The organism is Reyranella sp., from assembly GCF_965279465.1.
GTDB lineage: Bacteria > Pseudomonadota > Alphaproteobacteria > Reyranellales > Reyranellaceae > Reyranella.
Map to the genome: position 1 here is coordinate 5047242 of NZ_OZ257242.1, position 20269 is coordinate 5067510.

Sequence of the window (20269 nt, forward strand, 5' to 3'; positions counted from 1 at the left end):
CAGCCGGACTCTATCCGGCGGCAGCCAGCAATCGCTGCCTGGCCTCAGCCGGGCCGAGCACGGACAGCACCTCGAAGATGCCGGGCGACACGGTCGAGCCCGAAAGCGCCACCCTGAGCGGCTGGGCGACCTGGCCGAGCTTCACGCCCTGCGCCTCGGCGAAGCGCCGGATTGCGGCTTCCATTGCCGGCTCGCTCCAGTCATTCTCGCCCTCGAGCGCCAAGGCGAGCTTGCCCAGCAGCGCCCTGGCGTCTGGCGTGAGCTGCGCCCGCGCCTTGTCGTCGGCGATCTCGGGCGCCCCGTCGCGGGCATAGAAGACGAGATTGTCCGCGAGCTCGACGACGGTGCGCGAGCGCTGCTTCACGCCGTTCATGCCGTGCTCCATGCGCGCCAGGCCGACAGGGTCGACCTTGCCGCCGATCTTCGCCTCGATGCGGGGCATCACCAGCGGCAGCAATTCGGCGTCCGGCATCTCGCGCAGATAGTGTGCATTGAGGTTCGTGAGCTTCGCCAAGTCGAAGCGCGAGGCGGCGCGGCCGACGCCCGGCAGGTCGAACCATTCTATTGCCTGCTCTGTCGAGATGATCTCGTCGTCGCCATGACCCCAGCCGAGCCGCAACAGGTAGTTGCGCAGCGCCGCCGGCAGAAAGCCCATGTCGCGATAGGCGTCGACGCCGAGCGCGCCGTGCCGCTTGCTGAGCTTGGCGCCGTCGGGGCCATGGATCAGCGGGATATGGGCATAGACCGGTTCGGGCCAGCCCATCGCCTTGATGATCTGGAGCTGGCGGAAGGCGTTGTTGAGATGGTCGTCGCCGCGGATCACGTGCGTGACGCCCATGTCGTGGTCGTCGACCACGACCGCCAGCATGTAGGTCGGCGTGCCGTCGGCGCGCAGCAGGATCATGTCGTCGAGCTGGGCGTTCTCGACCGTGACCTCGCCCTGCACGGCGTCCTGGATCACCGTCTTGCCGCTTTGCGGTGCCTTCAGCCGGACGACCGGCGCGACGCCCGGCGGGGCGTCCTTGAGATCGCGGTCTCGCCAGCGGCCGTCGTAGCGCATCGGCATGCCTGCCTTCTTCTGGGCCGCGCGCATCTCGTCGAGTTCCTGGGGCGAGGCATAGCAATGATAGGCCCTGCCTTCCGCCAGCATCTGCCTGGCGACCTCGGCGTGCCGCGTCGCCCGCTCGAACTGGTAGGTGACCTCGCCGTCCCAATCGAGACCGAGCCACGAGAGGCCATCGAGGATCGCCTCGATGGCCGGCTGGGTCGAGCGCGCGCGATCGGTATCCTCGATGCGCAGCAGGTACTTGCCGCCATGGTGCTTGGCGAACAGCCAGTTGAAGAGCGCCGTGCGCGCGCCGCCGATGTGGAGGTAGCCGGTCGGCGAGGGAGCGAAGCGTGTGACGACGGTCATGATTTGCCGCAATTGAGCCCGAAAAGCGCGCGGTAGGTAGGGGAGCGTGGCTGGCCTGTCAAACGAGGGGAGATGACGGGAGCACGCACCTGGATCCTGCAGCAGCTCGATGCCGAGCGCGGCCGCTGGATGCTCTGGCTACCCGTCGCGATGGGGCTGGGCATCGCGGTCTATTTCGAGCTGCCGAGCGAGCCTGCGCTCTGGCTGGGTCCAGCGATCGCCGGCGGTGGCTGCGTGGCGGTCGCTTTCGCGCCGGCGGGCAGCAAGGGGCGCGCCCTGTGCATCGGCCTGGTCGCGGCAGGATTGGGGCTGGGGCTCGTCACCTGGCGCACCTCGAATCTCGCCGCTCCAACGATCGGCCGTCCGCTGTTCAGCATCAATGTGGAGGGGCGCATCGCCGATATCCAGCGCCTGCCGGAAGGCAAGCGTGTTGTTCTGGAGGCGGTACGGCTCAAGGGCAGCAACGTCCCGCCGGCTGAGATGATGCCGGTACGGCTCCGCGTGTCGCTCAGCAGAGGCGCACCGCCTCTCACGGTCGGCGACCGCATCCTCGTGCTTGCCAATCTCTCGCCACCCTCGGGACCGGCCGCGCCGGGCGCCTTCGACTTTCAGCGGGTTGCCTGGTACATGCAGCTCGGAGCGGTCGGTTACGCGCTCGCGCCGGCAGTGGTGATCGACCACGGCCAGCCGTCGGGTCTCGTCCGCTTCATCGACGCGTTGCGCGCCGACATCACCGATCGGATCCTGAAGGCGCTGCCGGGTGCGGAAGGGGGCGTCGTCGCTGCCTTGCTGACCGGCGAGCAGTCGGCGGTCGACAAGGACATCGCCCAGGCGATGCGCGATTCGGGCCTGGCGCACATTCTGTCGATCTCGGGCCTGCACATCGTCTTTGTCGTCGGGCTCGTCATGGGATTGATCCGCTACGGCATCGCGCTGGTGCCGCCACTGGCGCTCAGGGTCGACGCCAAGAAGATCGCGGCGGTCTTCGCTTTGGCGGCGGCACTTTTCTATACCGCACTGGCCGGCGCGCCGGTGCCGGCCCAACGCGCCTGTGCCATGGCGGCGTTTGCACTGCTCGCGATCCTGCTCGACCGCACGGCGCTGTCGCTCAGACTCGTTGCGTGGTCCGCCATCATCGTGCTGATCGCGGCGCCGGAATCGCTGACCGGCGCCTCGTTCCAGATGTCCTTTTCCGCGGTCATCGCCTTGATCGCGGCGTGGGAGATGGGCGCCGGCTGGCGCCGTCGCCTGCACGACCGCGCCGAGCATTGGCGCCATCGCTGGCTGTGGCGGGCGCTGGTGGCGCTGGGTGCCAGCCTCGCGACGACGCTCATCGCCTCGGTCGCGACCGGTGCTTTCGCGGCCTATCATTTCAACCGGCTGTCGCTGCTCGGCGTCGTGGCCAACCTGCTCGGTGTGCCGCTGACCGGCTTCTGGATAATGCCGTGGGGCCTGCTTGCCATGCTGCTGATGCCGTTCGGGCTGGAGCGCCTCGCGCTGGTGCCGATGGGCTGGGGCGTCGACGGCCTGAACTCGATCGCTTTCCATGTCGCGGCCTGGCCGCAGGCGGCGGCGCTGGTGCCGTCGCTGCCCGGTGCGAGCCTGTGGCTGATGACGATCGGCGGCTTGTGGTTCTGCCTGTGGCGGCGGCGCTGGCGGCTCGCCGGCCTTCCGGTGGTGGCGATCGCCCTGATGCTCGGTCCGGGCAAGGCCCCCGATCTCCTCATGAGCGAGGATGGGCGGGTGCTCGGGCTGCGCGACCAGCAAGGCGTGGTGCATGTCGCCTCGGCGCGCATCGACCGCTTCGTGAGCGACACCTGGGCGCGTCGCAGCGGGCAGGAGGGGGCCCGCAAATGGACGGCGAGCGCCGAGGAACAGGCGTTGGGATTCGGCTGCCAGACGGGGCTTTGCCGCTGGCGCAAGGGACCGTGGCGGGTCGCCATGGTGAGCGACGACCGGCGGCTCGCCGAGGCCTGCGGCAGTGCCGACATCGTGCTCTCGACGGTCGATGCGCAGGGCAAATGCCGCGGCCCGCGCCTTGTCATCGACCGGCGCGATGCCTGGCGGGATGGCGCGCACGCGCTGTGGCTCGACGAGACCGGCGTGCGACGCGAAACCACCAATGCCGCGCGCGGCGATCGGCCATGGGTGCCGAACAGCCCGTCGCGGCAGGCGACGGCGGTGAAGGCGCCAGGTGCTTGAATATTGCCGGCGCCTGAAGATTGATTGGCACGATACTGGCTTCCCTCGGTGCAACTCTGTCATGCCCGAGGTCTGGAATGCTCGTTCGTTGGCTGGTTGCTGCCCTGATGATTGCTGCCGGCAGTGCGTCTGCCCTTGCCCAAGGTACGCTCAGGATCGGCATGACGGCCGCCGACATCCCGCTCACCACCGGCCAGACCGATCAGGGCGGCGAGGGCATGCGCTTCATGGGCTACACGGTCTATGACGGTCTGATCAACTGGGACCTGTCGTCGGCCGACAAGCCGTCGGTGCTGACGCCCGGCCTCGCGACCGCCTGGAAGATCGACGACAGCGACAAGACGCGCTGGGTCTTCACCCTGCGCCAGGGCGTGAAGTTCCATGACGGCAGTGACTTCAAAGCCGACGCCGTGGTCTGGAACCTCGAGAAGCTCCTGAACGACAAGGCACCGCAGTTCGATCCCAAGCAGGCCGCGCAGGGCCGCTCGCGCATCCCGGCGGTGAAGTCCTACAAGGTGATCGACGACTACACGCTGGAGGTCCGCACCAACGGGCCCGATGCGTTCCTGCCATACCAGATCGGCTGGGTCATGATCTCGAGCCCGGCGCAGTGGGAGAAGGTCGGCAAGGATTGGAACAAGTTCGCCCAGACGCCGTCCGGCACCGGGCCGTGGAAGGTCGCTTCCTTCGTGCCCCAGACTCGCGCCGAGCTGGTGCCGTTCAAGGAATATTGGGATCCCAAGCGGGTGCCGAAGCTCGACAAGCTCGTGCTGCTGCCGCTGCCGGAAGCCACCACCCGCACGGCCGCACTGCGCGGCGGGCAGGTCGACTGGATCGAGGCGCCGTCGCCCGACGCCGTGCCCAGCCTCGAGAAGGCCGGCTTCAAGATCGTCTCCAACGCCTATCCGCACAATTGGACCTGGCACCTCAGCATGGTCGACGGCTCGCCGTGGAAGGACATTCGCGTGCGCAAGGCGGCCAACCTCGCGGTCGATCGCGCCGGCCTCAAGGTCATGCTCGGTGGGTTGATGATCCCGGCCAAGGGTTTCGTCGTGCCGGGCAGCCAGTGGTTCGGCAAGCCGTCGTTCGACGTGAAGTTCGATCCGGAGGCGGCGAAGAAGCTGCTGGCGGAGGCGGGCTTCAGCAAGAGCAATCCGGCCAAGGTCCGGATCCTGATCTCGGCCTCGGGCTCGGGCCAGATGCAGCCGCTGGCGATGAACGAGTACATCCAGCAGAACCTCGCCGATGTCGGCATCAAGGTCGATTTCGACGTCGTCGAGTGGAACACGATGATCAACCTATGGCGCGCCGGTGCGAAGTCGGACCTCGCAAAGGGTGCCAATGGGATCAACTTCTCCTATTTCATCCAGGATCCGTTCACCGCCTTCGTGCGTCACATCGATTCCAAGCTCGTGGCGCCGAACGGCACCAACTGGGGCTACTACCAGGAACCGGCGATGGACGCGCTGATCGAGCAGGCGCGCACCACCTTCGACGCGGCCGAGCAGGACAAGGTGCTGCAGAAGATCCACGAGAAGATCGTCGACGAGGCGCTCTTCCTGTTCGTGACGCACGACGTCGCGCCGCGTGCCATGTCGACCAAGGTGAACGGCTTCATCCAGGCCCAGAACTGGTTCCAGGACTTCTCGCCGATCACGATGAAGTAGGAAACTGTCATCCCGAGCGCAGCGAGGGATCCTTACCCGCTCCAGAAGGATCCCTCGCTGTGCTCGGGATGACAGACCTTATCCCTTCGCCTTGATTACCTTCGGATACATCACCGAATCGCCGTGAGTGGCCATGTAAGCCATCTCCTCGTCGGTGACGGTTTCCGGCGTCCTGCCGTTGGCCGCGCACAGCATCTCGACGATGATGTTGCGCTTGATCTCGCTCACCAGCACGCAGGTGCGGTGATAGGCCTCCGACACGGTGCGGCCGAGCACCGTGAAGCCGTGGCGCTTCATGATGATGCAGTTGGTGTCCTGGATGAACTCCTTGATCGGTCCGACATCCTCTTCGACGTTGATGCTGGCCGGCAGGTAGTGTGCGGGCTTCTGCATCAGGTAGCCGTAGGTCAGGCTGTACGAGTTGATCTTTTCATAGCCCGCCGCCATGAAGGCGATCATCTCGTCGTGGTGGAGATGGATCACCGCGTTGACGTCCGGCCGCAGGCGCAGGATCTCGCGGTTCATCTGGTGGCCGACGGTGGTCGCGCGTTCGCCGGCCAGGATCCGGCCATAGGGGATGTCGGTGATGACGAGGTCGTCAGCCTCGACTTCCTCGAGGCTGATGCCCTGGGGCTTTGCGTAGCACACGCCGTCGGAATGGTTGGGATGGGCGACGCGGATCACCATGCCGCCGACGCTGCTGTTGACCAGGCCGCGGTTGGCGATCCGGTGAGCGTAGGTGACGTAGTCCTTCACAACCTTCGGATCGAACGAGACGCTCGGGTCGGGCGTCAGCTCGTTGACGCGAAAGGCGAGGGCGGGGCTGCCATCCATCATGATCGGGCTCCTATTCGGGCTTGATGCCGAGGCGATCGGCGAGGTCGCGCCACTGCTTCGTCTCGCGCGCCATGGTCGCGCCGAAATCGGCCGGCGTCGACACCACCGGCTCGACATCGATCGCGCGCAGCCTGCCGCGGCCGGGATCGGCGAGCAGCGCCTGTGCCAGGATCTTCTGGACGCGCTCGGCGATCTCTGGCGGCAGGCCGGGCGGCGCCACGATGCAGTACCAGAACACGTCCTGGAAATTCCTCACGCCGAGGCTGTCGAAGGTCGGCACGTTCGGCACCGCAGCCGACGGTCGTGTGACCGCGAAACCGGTCAGGCGGTTCTCACGCACCAGCCCGGCCGAGCCCGAGGGATTGTCGAGCATCACCGCGACGGTGCCGTTCATCAGGTCGGGATAGACCGCGGCCGCGCCCTTGTACGGCGCATCGATCATCTTGAGGCCGGCGATCTGCTCGAACTGGCGCGTCAACAGATAGCCCAGCGTCGAGGGGCCGAGCGAGGCGCAGGCGACCTTGCCGGGCTGTGCCCTGGTGTTGGCGATGAAGGTCGGGAGGTCCTTGGCGCCGGCGGCCGGTCCCCCGATCAGAATGTAGGATGTCGTGCCGATCATCGTGACCGCTGTGAAGGACTTCACCGGATCGTAGGGCAGGTCCTTGCGGAACACCGGCGCGGCGGCATGGCTGCTCGAGGTCGCGATACCGAACGTGTAGCCGTCGGGTGCGGCTTTGGCGACGATGTCGCTACCGATCGTCCCGCCGGCACCCGGCTTGTTCTCGATGACGATGGGCTGCCCAAGTGCCTCCGAGAGGTACTGCATGGCAATCCGTCCCGTGGCGTCGGTGCCCCCTCCGGGCGGCAAGGCGACGATGCAGCGGATCGGTCGGCTTGGCCAGGTGTCGGCGCGCGCGATGGCCGGAGCGGCGAGGGCGGCAGCCGCGCCCGTCAAAAGGAGACGACGCGTATATTCGGTCATGGACACGTTTGAACACGTGTCTCGCGGAGGCGCAACGGGTGCGCTGGGAGCGCGGCTCTCCAGAGCCGCTCATGATCATGGCGGCTCTGGAGAGCCGCGCTCCCAGCATTAATGATAACGGCGATAGAGGCCCGCGAGGCGACCCTGGATCTTGACCCGGTCGGGTCCGAAGATGCGGGTTTCGTAGGCGGCATTGGCTGGCTCGAGCGCGATCGAGGCGCCCTTCTTGCGCAGGCGCTTGAGCGTCGCCTCGCTGTCGTCGATCAAGGCGACGACGATCTCGCCCGACTCGGCCGAGTCGGCGCTGCGGATGATGGCGATGTCGCCGTTCTGGATGCCGGCCTCGACCATCGAATCGCCTTGCACCTCGAGGCAATAGTGCGCGCCCGAACCGAGCAGCGAGACCGGCACGTCGACGGTGGTGGAATTGTCGCGCAGCGCCTCGATCGGCGTGCCGGCGGCGATCCGGCCGTAGAGCGGCAGGCTGAGCGCCTGCGCCTCATTGGCCGCCAGAATGGCGCCGGCCAGCGGCATCCGCTCGCCGCGCACGATCTGCGGCACGAACCCTTCGCGTGGCTCGGCCATGCCGCGGCGCGAGTCGAGCAGCGGCGTGACGTTGGACGCCGGCATGGCAGCCGCCTCCGGCAGCTTCAACACCTGCAGCGCGCGCGCACGATGCGGCAGGCGGCGCAGGAAGCCGCGCTCCTCCAGCCCGGTGATCAGGCGGTGGATGCCGGACTTCGACTTGAGCCGCAGCGCCTCCTTCATCTCGTCGAACGACGGCGAAACGCCGCCCTCGTTGAGGCGCTTGTTGATGAACAGGAGCAATTCGTTTTGTTTGCGGGTTAGCACCGTCTTCTCCCCGGAACGCTTACCAGATTTCGGAACAAATCCCGAAACCCGACACATGTTCTAGTTTAGTTCTGGGGATTGGTCAACTTTTCCCAGGAACACTGGGGATCAATAGCCACCGGGGAGAACAGAAAGATCCACAATCCGCACGGTGTCACCGGCCTTCTTGGCCGGATCGTGCGGTGGTCGGATGAGCAGGGCGTTGCACCATGCCAGGACCGACAGCATCGAGCTGTCCTGCACCTTGTGGGGCTCGACGGTCAGGCTGCCGTCGGGCTGACGTGTCGCCAGGGAGCGGACGTAGTCCTGCCGTTGGTCGTTGGCCTTGACGTCGACCGCGAGGCGCGCCGGGACGGTCGCCGGCAAGTCACCGGCCTGGCCCATCATCCGCTCCATCGCGGGTTTCAGGAACAGCAGCGAACAGACCATGGTCGAGACCGGGTTGCCCGGCAGGCCGAGCACGCGGGCGCGGTCCCTGGCGGCGAACATCAGCGGTTTGCCGGGGCGCATCGCGATCTTCCAGAAATCCATCGCGAAGCCCTGCGCCATCAGCGCGTCCTGCACCAGATCGTGATCGCCGACCGAGGCGCCGCCGAGTGTGATCAGGATGTCGTGCTGCGTGCCGGCGGCGATGCGGTCCTGGATCAGTGCCGCGTCGTCGCGTGCGATGTCGAACAGGGTCGGGTCGCCGCCCCAGCCTTTCACCAGGGCCGCCACGGCGATGCCGGAGGAGGAGACGATCTGGTTGCGGCCGACCGGCTCGCCCGGCATCACCAGCTCGTCGCCAGTCGAGAGGATCGCCACCCGCGGCTTCCTGTGCACCGTGAGCCACGGCAGGTTCATCGCCGCGGCGAGGCCCACGTCGCGCGTGGTGAGCGTGCGGCCGGCCGCCAGTGGCGACTCCCCGGCACTGAAGTCGAGGCCGGCCTTGCGGACGTGCCGGCCGGGGATCGGCGCTTCGAGAATGGTGATCCTGTCGCCGTTGGCCTGGGTGTCTTCCTGGATGACGATCGAATCCGCCCCCATCGGCAGCGGGCCGCCGGTGAAGATGCGGACGGTTTCGCCGGGCTTCAGCGCGTGATCGTACGACCCGCCGGCGGCCGCTTCACCGACCAGGGTGAGCGTCGTCGGCGCGGCCGGCACGTCCTCGCCGCGCACGGCGTAGCCGTCCATCGCCGAGAGAGCGGCGGGCGGCTGGGTGAGGCGGGCCGTCGGCGCGACCGCCAGCACGCGGCCGGCCGCGTCGGCGATCGACACCATCTCGGCGGGCAGGGGGGAGGAGAAGGCCGCGATCACGCGGGCATGGGCTTCCTTGACGCTCAGCATGGCGCACCTACGCTTATCAAAGCAAAATTGTCATCCCGAGCGGAGCGAGGGATCTTTAAAGCCAAGAGCAAAGATCCCTCGCTCCGCTCGGGATGACACTGGGCTTGTACGGGCGAGTGGAGCGTCATGAGCGGGCGTCGAATGTCCCCGACTTGCCGCCCGACTTGTGCAGCAGTTTCACCTCGGCGATCACCATGCCGCGGTCGACCGCCTTGCACATGTCGTAGACGGTCAGCGCGGCGACCGAGGCGGCGGTAAGGGCTTCCATCTCGACGCCGGTACGGCCCTTCAGCTTGCAGGTCGCCTCGATGTCGACGGCGTTGCGCGCCTCGTCGAGCGCCAGCGTGACGCTGACCGAGGAGAGGGCCAGCGGATGGCACAGCGGGATCAGGTCGGGGGTCTTCTTGGCGGCCATGATGCCGGCAAGCTGCGCCACCGTCAGCACATCGCCCTTGGCGGCCTTCTTGTCGCGGATCAGCCTCAGGGTCGCCGGCTGCATGAGCACCGTGGCTTGCGCCACCGCGACGCGCTCGGTGATGTCCTTGGCGCCGACATCGACCATGTGGGCATTGCCCAGATCGTCGAAATGGGTGAGTTCGCTGCTCATGCCGCCTTGACCAGAATCTCGCGCACGGCCGCCTCGACGTCCGGTTTGCGCATGAAGCTCTCGCCGATCAGGAAGGCCGAGGCGCCGACCTTGGCCATGCGCGCAAGGTCTGCCGGCGAGCCCAATCCACTCTCGGCTACAAGGACGCGGTCCTTCGGCACCTTGGGCGCGAGCTGTTCGGTGGTCGCAAGATCGACCGCCAGGGTCTTGAGGTTGCGATTATTGACACCGATAAGATCGCTGTCGACCTGCAGTGCGCGTTCGAGCTCGTCGGCATCGTGCACCTCGACCAGCACGTCCATGTCGTAAAGATGCGCGAGCCGCGCCAGTTCGGCGGCCAGCTGGTCGTCGAGGCAGGCCATGATCAGCAGGATGCAGTCGGCGCCCAACGCCCGCGCCTCGACCACCTGGTAGGGATCGATCATGAAGTCCTTGCGCAGTGCCGGCAGTTTTACCGCGGCCCGGGCCTGGGTCAGGAATTCATCCTTGCCCTGAAAATAGGGCTCGTCGGTCAGGATCGAGAGGCAGGTCGCGCCGCCGCGCTCGTAGGCGCGGGCCAGCGACGGCGGATCGAAATCCGGCCGGATCAGGCCCTTGCTCGGCGAGGCCTTCTTGATCTCGGCGATCAGCCCGTAGCGTCCGGCCGCGATCGAGGCCTTCAGAGCCTTGGCAAACCCGCGTGGCGGCTCCGCGGCTTTCGCCATCGTCTCGCACCCGGTCTGGGACCGCCGCTCCTTGCACGCGGCGACATGGCGGCGCTTGTCGTCGACGATCCTGGTGAGCGTGTCACTCATGCGCAGATCCTCACCAAAGTTTCGAGCGCCTTGCGGGCGTGGCCGCTGTCGATCGAGGCGGCGGCCATCTCGGCGCCTTGCTTGAGGTCCCTGGCCGCGCCGGCGACCATCAGGGCCGCGGCACTGTTCAGAATCACGATATCCCGGAACGCATCGCGCCGTCCCGCCAGCACGGAGCGGATCGCCTCGGCATTATGTGCGGCGTCGCCGCCCTTGAGGGACGCGAGCGTCGCGCGCGGCACGCCGACCTCCTCCGGGGTGATCTCGATCTCGGTGACCTTGCCGCCCTCGAGCGAGGCAGCCCAGCTGGCGGTCGTGGTGGTGAGTTCGTCCATGCCGTCTTGCCCATGCACGACGAGCGCGCGTTGCAGTCCCAGCCGGCCGAGGGCCTCGGCGACCGGCCGGAGCCAGCGGCGATCGAACACGCCGACGAGCTGGCGCCTGACCAGCGCCGGGTTCGACATCGGGCCCAGCAAATTGAAAATGGTGCGGGTCGGGGCGAGTTCCACCCGGGGACCCGCGACATTGCGCATCGCGCTGTGGTGGCGCGGCGCCATCAGGAAGCAGACGCCAGCCGTCAGCAGGGCCTTCTCGAGGGTCTCGATCGGCAGATCGAGATTGATGCCGAGCGCCCCCAGCACGTCGGCCGCACCCGATTTGGAGGTGAAGGCACGGTTGCCGTGCTTGGCGACCGGGACGCCCGCGCCGGCCACCACGAGGGCCGAGCAGGTCGACACGTTGTAGGTGCCGTGGTGGTCGCCGCCGGTGCCGACGATGTCGATGGCGTTGTCCGGAGCGCGCACCCGCTGGACCTTGGCGCGCAGCACCTTCGCGCCGCCGGCCAATTCGTCCGCCGTCTCGCCGCGCACCTTGAGGCCCATCAGGAAGGCGCCCATCTGCGCCGGGGTCGCGTCGCCCGAGGTCATGATGTCGAAGGCCCGCTCGGCCTCGTCGAGGGTCAGGGACTGACCGTTGCCCACCTTGGCCAGAAGGCCCCTAAAATCGTCGATATCGCCGCTCACCCGAACCCCGCTCCGCTCGTTTTGCCCCTTGCCGGCCGGGCGGCGGGGCGGCTAGCTATATCACATGGCTCAAGAACTCATCCTCAAGGTCACCGGCATGGATTGCGACGGCTGCGTCAAGGCCGTCACCCGTGCTGCCACAGGCGCGGGCACCGCGCCGATCTCCGTCGATCTGAAGAGCGGCGAGATGCGCCTGCCCGAAGGGGCGGACGTCGCCGCCATCTCCAGGGCAATCCAGCGCGCCGGCTTCGGGGTCGCTTCCTCCTGACCTCGCGCGGTCCGCTATTCGGCGGCGGCCTGGGAGGCGCGAGTGCGAGCGCCGAGCCGGGATTTTGGGAGATTTGCGGCACGGCGCTGCAGTCGACGGGCGGTCAGCGCCGCCAGTGACGCGCCGGACAGCAGCAGCAGGTCGATGCCGGCAATCGGCCAGAGATGGCGCAGCGACAGGCTGCGGACGAGGTGGTCGCCGGTGGTCAGCCAGTTCAGCAGGACGGCCGCCACCGCGAGCGCCGCGAGCGCCCAGCAATGCTCGATCCAGGCGCTGCGCGGTCGCAGCCAGGCATGGGCAAAGCTTGCCAGCCAGACGAGATAGAACGTCCAGATCTCGAGCGCGGCGCGGTCCTGCCCGAGGAAGGATGATCCCAGGGGCAGCACGCGATTGGCGGCGAAAAAGGCAAGGGTGGCGATCAGGATTCCGGTGACCGATCCCAAGGTTAGTCCTTCGACGACGCGCACGCCGCGCAGCCTGAGCTGGAGATGCTTCTTGCGCCGCGATTCCAGCCAGAACAGAAAGCCGGTGGCGATCAGCACGCAGCCCGTGAGGCCCAGGCCGAAATAAACCCAGCGCAGGATCCAGTGCCGGAACTGAATCAGATGCAGGCCGGAGATGAACTGCTGCACGCCCATTAGCGGCTTGTATCCGCTTCGCTGGTGCAGCAGCGAACCGGTGCCGGCGTCGAAGAAGGCCACGTCGTCGTTGCCCGCGACGCGATCCTCGCCGAGCCGGCCGATCTGCACATAGGCGGCAGCGTCGCCGGGGTTGCGGACGAACAGATAGCGCACCGGCGCTCCGTCCCACAGGGCCCGCGCCTCGGCCACCATGGCATCGAGCGAGCCGAGAGTGCCCGGCTGTCCGGCCTTGGGCCTCTCGTATTGGCCGTAGGCATCCCGGATGAACGCCCGTTGGCCGCCATCATAGGCGAGCTGGGCGGTGGCCGGGAAGTACACCGTGTAGAAGATGATCAGGCCCGACAGGCTGATGACGAAATAGAACGGCAGGCCGAGCACGCCCGTCACGTTGTGCAGGTCGAGCAACAGGCGGCGAGGCTGCTTCTCGGCCCGGAAGGTGAAGAACTCGACGAAGATCTTGCGGTGGATCACCACGCCCGAGACGCACAGCGCAAGCATGGCCATCGCCGCCGTGCCGACGATCCAGTACCCCAGCTGCCACAGCTGGACGTGCAGCATGTAGTGGAACGGGTAGAGGAAGCGCGTGCCGGCCAGCGTGCCCGGATCGGGCAGCGCGGCACCGGTCGCCGGATCGAGCAGCCGAACGATGAAATCCGGACGCTCGCGCCAACTCATGCGCACGGTCGGCTCACGCTCGGTGGGCATCGTGGCAAACCAGGACGGCGATTTAGCCGCCGCCGCGGCCTCGTAGCCAGGACGCAACTTCTCGTAGGAAAAGGCCGGTTCCGCCGCCGCGAGCCGCGTCATCGGCGCCATCCAGCGGTCGATCTCGCGATCGAACACCGACAGCGTGCCCATCCAGAAGATCGCGAACAGCACTCCGCCCAGCACGACCCCCGCCCAGGTGTGCAGCCAGTTCAGCGACGCACGGAAGGTCGGCTCCATTGCGTCAGCCTGCCGCGATCGACTGCAGAATCATGAGGATCGCCTTATTCACGGCGGGACTACGCTCCAGGTCACTGTCTCTATGACGAACGAAGCGTCCGGATTTTCACCCTGTTGCGTCCGGACCCGATGCGGGCGTGTCGTCAACGCGAATGACGAGACTGCAGGCATGCAGCGATAGGCGGCATGCTTATTGCGTGCCTCTCGCCAGCCGGTGAGGGGACGCTTGGGATGACGCCACGACTATTGACCTGCTTTGCCGCTGTGGCGGCGCTGCTTGCTGCCTTCTCGTCGGCGCAGGCGCAGCCGGCGCCGAAGAAGGTCAAGATCGCGATGGGCGCGCGGGTCATCAGCATCGCCTATCCGTGGCTCACCCTGCCGCAGGCGATGGGCTACTGGAAGGAAGAGGGGCTCGACGTCGAGGTCGTTGCGGTCGGCGGCTCCCTTGAGGCGATCCAGCAGCTCGCGGCCGGCAACGTCGACTTTGCCCAGGTGAATTCGAGCGTGGTCGTGCAGTCCAACGCCAACAACAAGATGACGATCCGCTCCGTGATGCTGAACACCGTCAACGACTGGTCGGTGGTGGCGCTCGACGACGGCCCGATCAAGAGCATGAAGGACTTCAAGGGCAAGGCGATCGGCGTGCCGGCCCTGTCGACCGGCGGCATGCCGATGCTGAAGGAGATCCTCCAGGCCAATGGGCTGGTGCCGGACAGCGATGTTTCGATCGTGGCCGTCGGCTTCGGCGCGCCGGCCTACGAGGCGATCAAGTCGAACAAGGTGCAGGGCTTGATGTTCTTCCAGGCCGCGATCGCCGGTTTCGAGAATTTCGGCGGCAAGTTCCGCTATTTCCATGGCGCCGACTGGCGCCAGCAGCCCGACTTCTCCCTGAACACGCTGCAGAAGACGGTCGATGCGGATCCGAAGATGGTCGAGGGGATCGTGCGCGGCGCGGTCAAGGGCTCGGTCTTCTCCTTTGCCAATCCGGATTGCGTCCGGCGCGTCCAGTGGAAGACCTGGCCCGACACCAAGCCCTCCGGCCAGAATCTCGCCGAGGAGACCAAGGTGAGCTGGGACCTGAACAATCTGAAGGCGCAGCAGATGGGCATGAAGGAGGCCTTCGAGCTGGCCGGCGGCAAGCTGTGGGGCAACTACCGGCCGCAGGACTACGCGGTGCTGCAGGACTTCCTGCTGCGCGCGGGCCTGATCAAGGCCAAGGTGCCGAACGACAGCCTGATCGCCGCCATTCCCGGCCTGTTCGAAAAGGCCAACAGCTTCGATCACGCCGCGCTCGAAGCGCAGGCCAAGGCCTGTGCCGGATTCTAGCCTGGCCGCAACGCCGGAATCGGGGGCCGCGGCAGGCGCGCAGTCGCGCCCCGCGATGATCCGCATCGCCGGCCTGAGCAAGGTCTATGCGACCGCGAGCGGCCAGGAGATCACCGCGCTCTCTAACGTCGATCTCGACATCGCCGACGGCGAGTTCGTCACCGTCGTCGGTCCGTCGGGCTGCGGCAAGACCACGCTGCTCAAGATCCTCGCGGGCGTGATGCGCCGGTCGACCGGCTCCGTGACAATGAACGGCGTGCCGGTCGAGAAGCCTTCGCGCGAGGTCGGCGTGGTGTTCCAGCAGCCGATCCTGCTGCCGTGGCGCACGGTGCTGTCCAACATGCTGCTGCCGGTCGAGCTGCAGCATCGCGACCGGCAGGCCCATCTCGGCCGCGCCCGCCGCTACCTGTCGCTCGCCGGCCTCGAGGGTTTCGAAGACAAGTATCCGCACGAATTGTCGGGCGGCATGCAGCAGCGGGTCGGCATCGGCCGCGCGCTGGTGCACGATCCCGCGGTGCTGCTGATGGACGAGCCGTTCGGCGCGCTCGACGCCATGACGCGCGACACGATGAACATCGAGCTGCTGCGGATCTGGGACGAAAGCCGCAAGACCGTCGTGCTGATCACGCACTCGATCGCCGAGGCGGTGCTGCTCGCCGACCGGGTGATCGTGATGTCGCCGCGGCCCGGCCGCATCGTCGATATTGTCGAGGTCGACCTGCCGCGGCCACGCACGCTCGACATGATCAACTCCGAGCCGTTCGGCCGCTACGTCAAGGCGATCCGGCGCCACTTCGGCGGAGCGCACGCGTGAACGTCATCCTGCGCCGGCCCGAGGTGCCGATCGCGCTGGCGATCTTCATCGTCGGCTTCGGCGGCTGGGAGCTGGCGGTCTGGGCACTCGATGTGCCGCCGATCGTTCTGCCGGCGCCCACCGACATCGCCGAGTCGATGGTCGATCTGCTGAAATCGGCGACCTTCGCCATGCATCTCGGGGTCACGCTGTACGAGATCCTGGCGGGCTTCGCGCTGGGCGCCTTCTCCGGCCTGGCGCTCGGCTGCCTGATCGGCCGCTTCCCGCTGCTCGAGAAGTCGCTCTACCCCTATCTCGTGGCTTTCCAGACGGTTCCGAAGGTGGCGCTGGCGCCGATCATCGTGATCTGGTTCGGCTTCGGGGTCGGCTCGAAGATCGTCATCACCGCAATCATCTCCTTCTTCCCGATCCTGGCGAACACCATTGCCGGGCTGCGCGCCACGCCGCCCGAGCAGGTCGAGCTGCTCCTGGCCTTCACCGCAACGCGCTGGCAGATCTTCCGCAAGGTCCAGATTCCGCAGGCGCTGCCCTATATCGCCGTAGGCGTCGACGTCGCCCTGATGATGGCGGTGATCGGCGCGATCGTCGGCGAGTTCGTCAGCGCCAAGGCGGGGCTGGGCTTCCTCATCCTGCAGAAGAACTTCTCCATGGACATGGCCGGCGTGTTCGCGATCCTGATCGTCCTGTCGGCAATCGGCGTGGTGCTGCACCTCGCCGTCCAGGTGCTGCGCCGCAAGCTGATCTTCTGGCTCGACACGCGCGACATCCATCAGACCGGGATATAGGGACAATGAAGACCAGCGACGTGACCACGGCGGACCTGCTGCGCTGCCCGCTCGCCCTGCCGCCGATGGCGCGGACGCCTGATGGCGGGATCGCGCTGGCCGAGCAGGTCAAGATTCTCGATTGGCTGCGCTCGGCCGGCGTGACGACATTCCTTTATGGCGGCTGCGCCAATTTCTTCAACATGGGCGTGCGCGACTATGCGGCGACGCTCGACACGATCGAATCCCTGGCCCAGGCCGACGATTGGGTGATCCCGACCATCGGACCGGATTTCGGCAAGGCGCTCGACCAGGTCGCGATCTTGAAGGATCGCAGCTTTCCTTCCGCCATGCTGCTGCCGCTCGCGCCCGTGAGCCAGTCGGGCGTCGCCACCGGTTTGCGGCGGCTATCCGACACGATGGGCAAGCCACTGATGGTCTTCTTCAAAAGTCCCGAATACGTGCGCGCGGCCGATCTCGCCGTCCTGCTGAAGGACGGCGTGCTGTGCTGCGTGGAGTACGGCGTTGGCGGCTCGACCGACGACAAGGCCGAGCCATTTCTCGCCGAACTGCTGGATCGGGCGGGTAGCGCCGATGCGATCATCGATGGGGCGGGCGAGCGCACGATCACGACGCACGCCCGTTTCGGGCTGAAGGGCTATACCTCGGGCTCCGGCGTGGTGGCGCCGCATCTGACCATGGCACTGCTGGCGGCCGTCAAGCGGGGCGACCTCGAGGAGGCGGGACGGCTGCGCGAGCACTTCCTCGAGCTCGAAGCGCTGCGCCTGACCTGGGGGCAAATCCCCGTCCTGCACGATGCCGTTCGCCTGGCCGGCATCTCCGACACGGGCCCGATCGGGCCATTCTTTGCCAACACCACCGACGAGGACGCGCTGAAGGCGATCACCGCCGCCGCTACCGAACTCCGCGCCGCAAGCGCTGCATATTCGAACTCATAGGACCGCGGGCCTCCAGGCACGCGGTCCTACGAGAAGCCTCAGGCCGCCTCGTAGCCTTCGGCCATCCTGTGCACGACCCGGCTGGCAGCGGTCCTGTGCTTGTCGTGCGGGCCGCCGCCCTTGTCGGCGACGGCGGGGAACAGCGTATCGAAGAAGCGGACCATGTCCTGGCCGACATTCATCGGCGCGACCTTGCGGGCCTCGGGACGGTCGGCGAAATGCGGCAGCGGCTCGACCGTGACTTCGAACTTCGGGCTGAAGAAGAACGGCACCGAGAAGCGCCGCCGACCGGAGCGGTTGACGACGCGGTGCTTGGCCGCGGTGTAGATGCCGCTCGACAGGCATTCCAGGTAGCTGCCGACATTGACCACGAACATGTCGGGCCGCGGCGGCGCCACCAGCCATTCGCCGTTGCGGCCTTCGACTTCCAGCCCGCCGGCGTCGTCCTGCACCAGCATGGTCATGAACGAGGTGTCGTGATGCGCCCGCACGCCGAGCACGGGATCGTCCTGCACCGGCTGCGCCGGATAGTAGAGCAGGCGGAGCTGGGCGAGCTGGTTATCGAACTTCGGCAGGAGATCGTGCGTAGCGATGCCCATGGCGCCGCTGAGCACCGTCAGCACGCGGCGCGACAGAACTTCCATCAGGTCGTAGTAGGTCAGGACTGAAGTACGGAAACCGGGCAGGCTCTCTTCTTTCGGCCACTGGTTGGGGCCGTGCAGCGGCTTCAGCGCCTTGACGTCGGGATGGTCGGGCCCGAGTTCGCGCGCAAGGTTGAAGGCCTCGAGCAGATTGTTGCGCGTCACCTTGTTGGCGCCCGGCGCGCCGGTCGGCAAGTAGCCGCGATACCAGGGTGAATCGGTGAGGTGCAGCGCGTCGCGTTCGGTGTCGGGCAAGTCGAAGAACCGGTGCGCCTGCGTGAAGATGTCGTCGATCGCTGCGGCCGGGACGCCATGGTTCCGGATGTAGAAGAAGCCGACCGAGGCGCAGGCCTCATGCATCTCATGGAACAGGCGGTTCTGCGCCGAGGCGCTGCGATCGAATTGCGCGAAGTCCAGGACGGGAATCTCGTTGATCCCGATCGGGCGGCTCTGCAGCGTGTCCATGGCGTTGTCCCCGCGGTCTGGCGGCATCGCAAGAAGCACGATCCGAGCCAGACTCTAGTCGATCTTGACGCCCGCCGTCTGGATGACGCCGCGCCACTTGGCGATTTCGGCTTCGATGTAGCGTGCGAACGCCTGCCGCGATTCTCCGGCGGGCATGAAACTCAACCCCTTCAGCTTATCGACGACCTCGGGCTCCTTGAGGATCTTCTGCATCTCGGTATTCAGCCTGTCGAGGATCGGGCCGGGGACGTTGGCGGGCGCCGAGAGGCCGATCCAGCCGACCGCGACGACGCCCGGCAGGCCCTGCTCGATGACGGTCGGCACGTCGGGCAGGTAGGGCGAACGATTGGTGTCGGCGATGCCGATTGCCGTCACCTTGCCGGCGCGCACCGGTCCGACGGCGCCCGGGATCGCGTCGGACATGAGCTGGATGTCGCCGCTCTGAAGGGCGAGATAGGCATCGGCGTTGCCCTTGAAGGGGACGTGGGTGAGCTTGATGCCGGCGGCGCTGCGCAGCTGCTCCATTGCCAGATGGCTCGCCGAACCGTTGCCTGAGGAGCCGTAATTGAGGTCGCCGCCGGCCTTGGCCTTGGCGATCAGATCCTTCACCGAGGTGATGCCGCTCTTGAGGCTGGCCATCTGGACTTGCGGGGTCAGCCCGACATTGATGATCGGCGCGAAATCCTTCAGCGGGTCATAGGGCAGCTTCGGATAGAGTGCCGGCGCGATGCCGTGGGTCGAGATCGTCACCATCAGCAACGTGTAGCCGTCGGGCGCCGCCTTGGCCGCGACGTCGGCGCCGATGCTGCCGCCCGCGCCGGGGCGGTTCTCGACGATGACCTGCTGCCCGAGCGCCTTGCCGAGCTGGTCGGCCGTCACGCGGGCCAGGATGTCGGTCGACTGGCCGGCCGGGAAGGGGACGATGATGCGCAACGGCTTGGTGGGCCAGGCCTGTTGGGCGCGGGCCGGGAGAGCCGCAGATATTGCGATCGAGGAAACGAAGGAGCGACGGATCAGCATGCTGTCATCCCGAGTGAAACGAGGGGGGCTTTTCCCGTTGCCGTAAGAATCCCTCGCTCCGCTCGGGATGACGGCAGCCGGCGATTGGGATCCTCAGGCCGCCTTCTTGTTTTGCTGCGTCGGATGCTCGCCGGCAATCTTGAGGAAGTTCTCGAGGATCTTGTGGCCGTGCTGCGAGGCGATGCTCTCGGGATGGAACTGCACGCCGTGGATCGGCAGCGTCCTGTGGCGCAGGCCCATGACGATGTCGCCGGTCTCGGCGGTGATTTCGAGCTCGTTCGGCAGGCTGTCGCGCGCCACGATCAGCGAGTGATAGCGCGTCGCCTCGAACGGCGAGGGGACGTCCTCGAACACGCTCTGCCCCTTGTGCTGGATGCCCGACAGCTTGCCGTGCATCGGCGTCGGTGCGCGCACCACCTCGCCGCCGAACACCTGCCCGATCGCCTGGTGGCCGAGGCAGACGCCGAACAGCGGTACCTGTGCCTTGGCTGCGGCCTTGATCAGGTCCATGCAGATGCCCGCCTCGTTGGGCGTGCACGGCCCGGGCGACAACACGATGCCGTCGGGCCTCATCGCCATCGCCTCGTCGACCGTGATCTGGTCGTTGCGGTGCACTGCGCAGCGTGCCCCGAGATCGCCCAGAAAGTGCACGAGGTTGTAGGTGAAACTGTCGTAGTTATCGATCAGGAGCAACATGCGGGCATTTTCGCCGGTTCGGTCGTA

At 66.9% G+C, this 20269-nt stretch carries 19 protein-coding genes; 7 read left to right on the plus strand and 12 right to left on the minus strand.

The features are described 5' to 3' along the window. Positions 1–10 precede the first annotated feature (10 nt). Positions 11–1414, minus strand: a complete 1404-nt coding sequence (gene gltX, locus ACQY8M_RS24585) for a glutamate--tRNA ligase (RefSeq protein WP_428660994.1) — start codon at positions 1412–1414, stop codon at positions 11–13. Positions 1415–1486: 72 nt separating this feature from the next. Between gltX and ACQY8M_RS24590 the strand changes: the two genes are divergently transcribed. Both ACQY8M_RS24590 and ACQY8M_RS24595 read left to right on the plus strand, forming a co-directional pair. Next, positions 1487–3616 carry a ComEC/Rec2 family competence protein gene (locus tag ACQY8M_RS24590; protein ID WP_428660996.1) on the plus strand — a complete coding sequence of 710 codons (2130 nt, stop codon included), beginning with the start codon at positions 1487–1489 and terminating at the stop codon, positions 3614–3616. A 77-nt stretch (positions 3617–3693) separates the two neighbouring features. Continuing rightward, positions 3694–5283: an ABC transporter substrate-binding protein gene (locus ACQY8M_RS24595; protein WP_428660998.1), complete on the plus strand. Its 1590-nt coding sequence runs from the start codon at positions 3694–3696 to the stop codon at positions 5281–5283. A gap of 78 nt (positions 5284–5361) precedes the next feature. Here ACQY8M_RS24595 and ACQY8M_RS24600 read toward each other — a convergent pair whose 3' ends face one another. The 7 genes from ACQY8M_RS24600 to trpD form a co-directional block, all read right to left on the minus strand. Continuing rightward, on the minus strand, positions 5362–6120 hold the full coding sequence (locus tag ACQY8M_RS24600; protein WP_428661001.1) for a class II aldolase/adducin family protein: 759 nt from the start codon (positions 6118–6120) through the stop codon (positions 5362–5364). Positions 6121–6130: 10 nt separating this feature from the next. Next, complete coding sequence (locus ACQY8M_RS24605; protein ID WP_428661003.1) at positions 6131–7102, minus strand: Bug family tripartite tricarboxylate transporter substrate binding protein; 972 nt, start codon at positions 7100–7102, stop codon at positions 6131–6133. A gap of 108 nt (positions 7103–7210) precedes the next feature. Then, a complete protein-coding gene (lexA, locus tag ACQY8M_RS24610) occupies positions 7211–7954 on the minus strand; it encodes a transcriptional repressor LexA (RefSeq protein ID WP_428661006.1) in 744 nt (247 codons plus the stop codon). Between the two features lie 108 nt (positions 7955–8062). Further along, positions 8063–9280, minus strand: coding sequence for a molybdopterin molybdotransferase MoeA (locus ACQY8M_RS24615; protein WP_428661009.1), 1218 nt, complete (start codon positions 9278–9280; stop codon positions 8063–8065). A gap of 124 nt (positions 9281–9404) precedes the next feature. Further along, on the minus strand, positions 9405–9887 hold the full coding sequence (gene moaC, locus ACQY8M_RS24620; protein WP_428661012.1) for a cyclic pyranopterin monophosphate synthase MoaC: 483 nt from the start codon (positions 9885–9887) through the stop codon (positions 9405–9407). Further along, complete coding sequence (trpC, locus tag ACQY8M_RS24625) at positions 9884–10681, minus strand: indole-3-glycerol phosphate synthase TrpC (protein ID WP_428661015.1); 798 nt, start codon at positions 10679–10681, stop codon at positions 9884–9886. The genes moaC and trpC overlap by 4 nt, the downstream gene beginning before the upstream one ends. Continuing rightward, the gene (trpD, locus tag ACQY8M_RS24630; RefSeq protein WP_428675477.1) at positions 10678–11691 is read right to left on the minus strand and encodes an anthranilate phosphoribosyltransferase; all 1014 of its coding nucleotides are present in this window, start codon (positions 11689–11691) and stop codon (positions 10678–10680) included. Before trpD ends, trpC begins: the two co-directional genes overlap by 4 nt. 76 nt (positions 11692–11767) lie before the next feature. On the opposite strand from trpD, the gene ACQY8M_RS24635 reads away from it, so the two are divergent. Further along, entirely contained in the window at positions 11768–11971 is a 204-nt protein-coding gene (locus ACQY8M_RS24635; RefSeq protein ID WP_428661017.1) for a heavy-metal-associated domain-containing protein, read from the plus strand. 14 nt (positions 11972–11985) lie between these two features. Here ACQY8M_RS24635 and ACQY8M_RS24640 read toward each other — a convergent pair whose 3' ends face one another. After that, a complete protein-coding gene (locus ACQY8M_RS24640; protein WP_428661020.1) occupies positions 11986–13557 on the minus strand; it encodes a PepSY-associated TM helix domain-containing protein in 1572 nt (523 codons plus the stop codon). A 231-nt stretch (positions 13558–13788) separates the two neighbouring features. Between ACQY8M_RS24640 and ACQY8M_RS24645 the strand changes: the two genes are divergently transcribed. The 4 genes from ACQY8M_RS24645 to ACQY8M_RS24660 are packed head-to-tail and all read left to right on the plus strand — an operon-like array spanning position 13789 to position 17420. Beyond that, positions 13789–14883 (plus strand): ABC transporter substrate-binding protein, encoded by a 1095-nt coding sequence (locus tag ACQY8M_RS24645; protein WP_428661023.1) that lies wholly within the window; start codon positions 13789–13791, stop codon positions 14881–14883. A 55-nt stretch (positions 14884–14938) separates the two neighbouring features. Continuing rightward, positions 14939–15697 carry an ABC transporter ATP-binding protein gene (locus tag ACQY8M_RS24650; protein ID WP_428675479.1) on the plus strand — a complete coding sequence of 253 codons (759 nt, stop codon included), beginning with the start codon at positions 14939–14941 and terminating at the stop codon, positions 15695–15697. After that, on the plus strand, positions 15694–16482 hold the full coding sequence (locus ACQY8M_RS24655) for an ABC transporter permease (protein WP_428661026.1): 789 nt from the start codon (positions 15694–15696) through the stop codon (positions 16480–16482). The genes ACQY8M_RS24650 and ACQY8M_RS24655 overlap by 4 nt, the downstream gene beginning before the upstream one ends. Positions 16483–16487: 5 nt before the next feature. Next, on the plus strand, positions 16488–17420 hold the full coding sequence (locus tag ACQY8M_RS24660; protein ID WP_428661028.1) for a dihydrodipicolinate synthase family protein: 933 nt from the start codon (positions 16488–16490) through the stop codon (positions 17418–17420). A gap of 38 nt (positions 17421–17458) precedes the next feature. Here ACQY8M_RS24660 and ACQY8M_RS24665 read toward each other — a convergent pair whose 3' ends face one another. The 3 genes from ACQY8M_RS24665 to ACQY8M_RS24675 form a co-directional block, all read right to left on the minus strand. Continuing rightward, on the minus strand, positions 17459–18526 hold the full coding sequence (locus tag ACQY8M_RS24665; RefSeq protein WP_428661030.1) for an isopenicillin N synthase family dioxygenase: 1068 nt from the start codon (positions 18524–18526) through the stop codon (positions 17459–17461). Between the two features lie 54 nt (positions 18527–18580). Next, a complete protein-coding gene (locus ACQY8M_RS24670; RefSeq protein ID WP_428661032.1) occupies positions 18581–19546 on the minus strand; it encodes a Bug family tripartite tricarboxylate transporter substrate binding protein in 966 nt (321 codons plus the stop codon). A 93-nt stretch (positions 19547–19639) separates the two neighbouring features. Then, positions 19640–20242, minus strand: a complete 603-nt coding sequence (locus ACQY8M_RS24675; RefSeq protein ID WP_428675481.1) for an anthranilate synthase component II — start codon at positions 20240–20242, stop codon at positions 19640–19642. Positions 20243–20269: the final 27 nt, after the last annotated feature.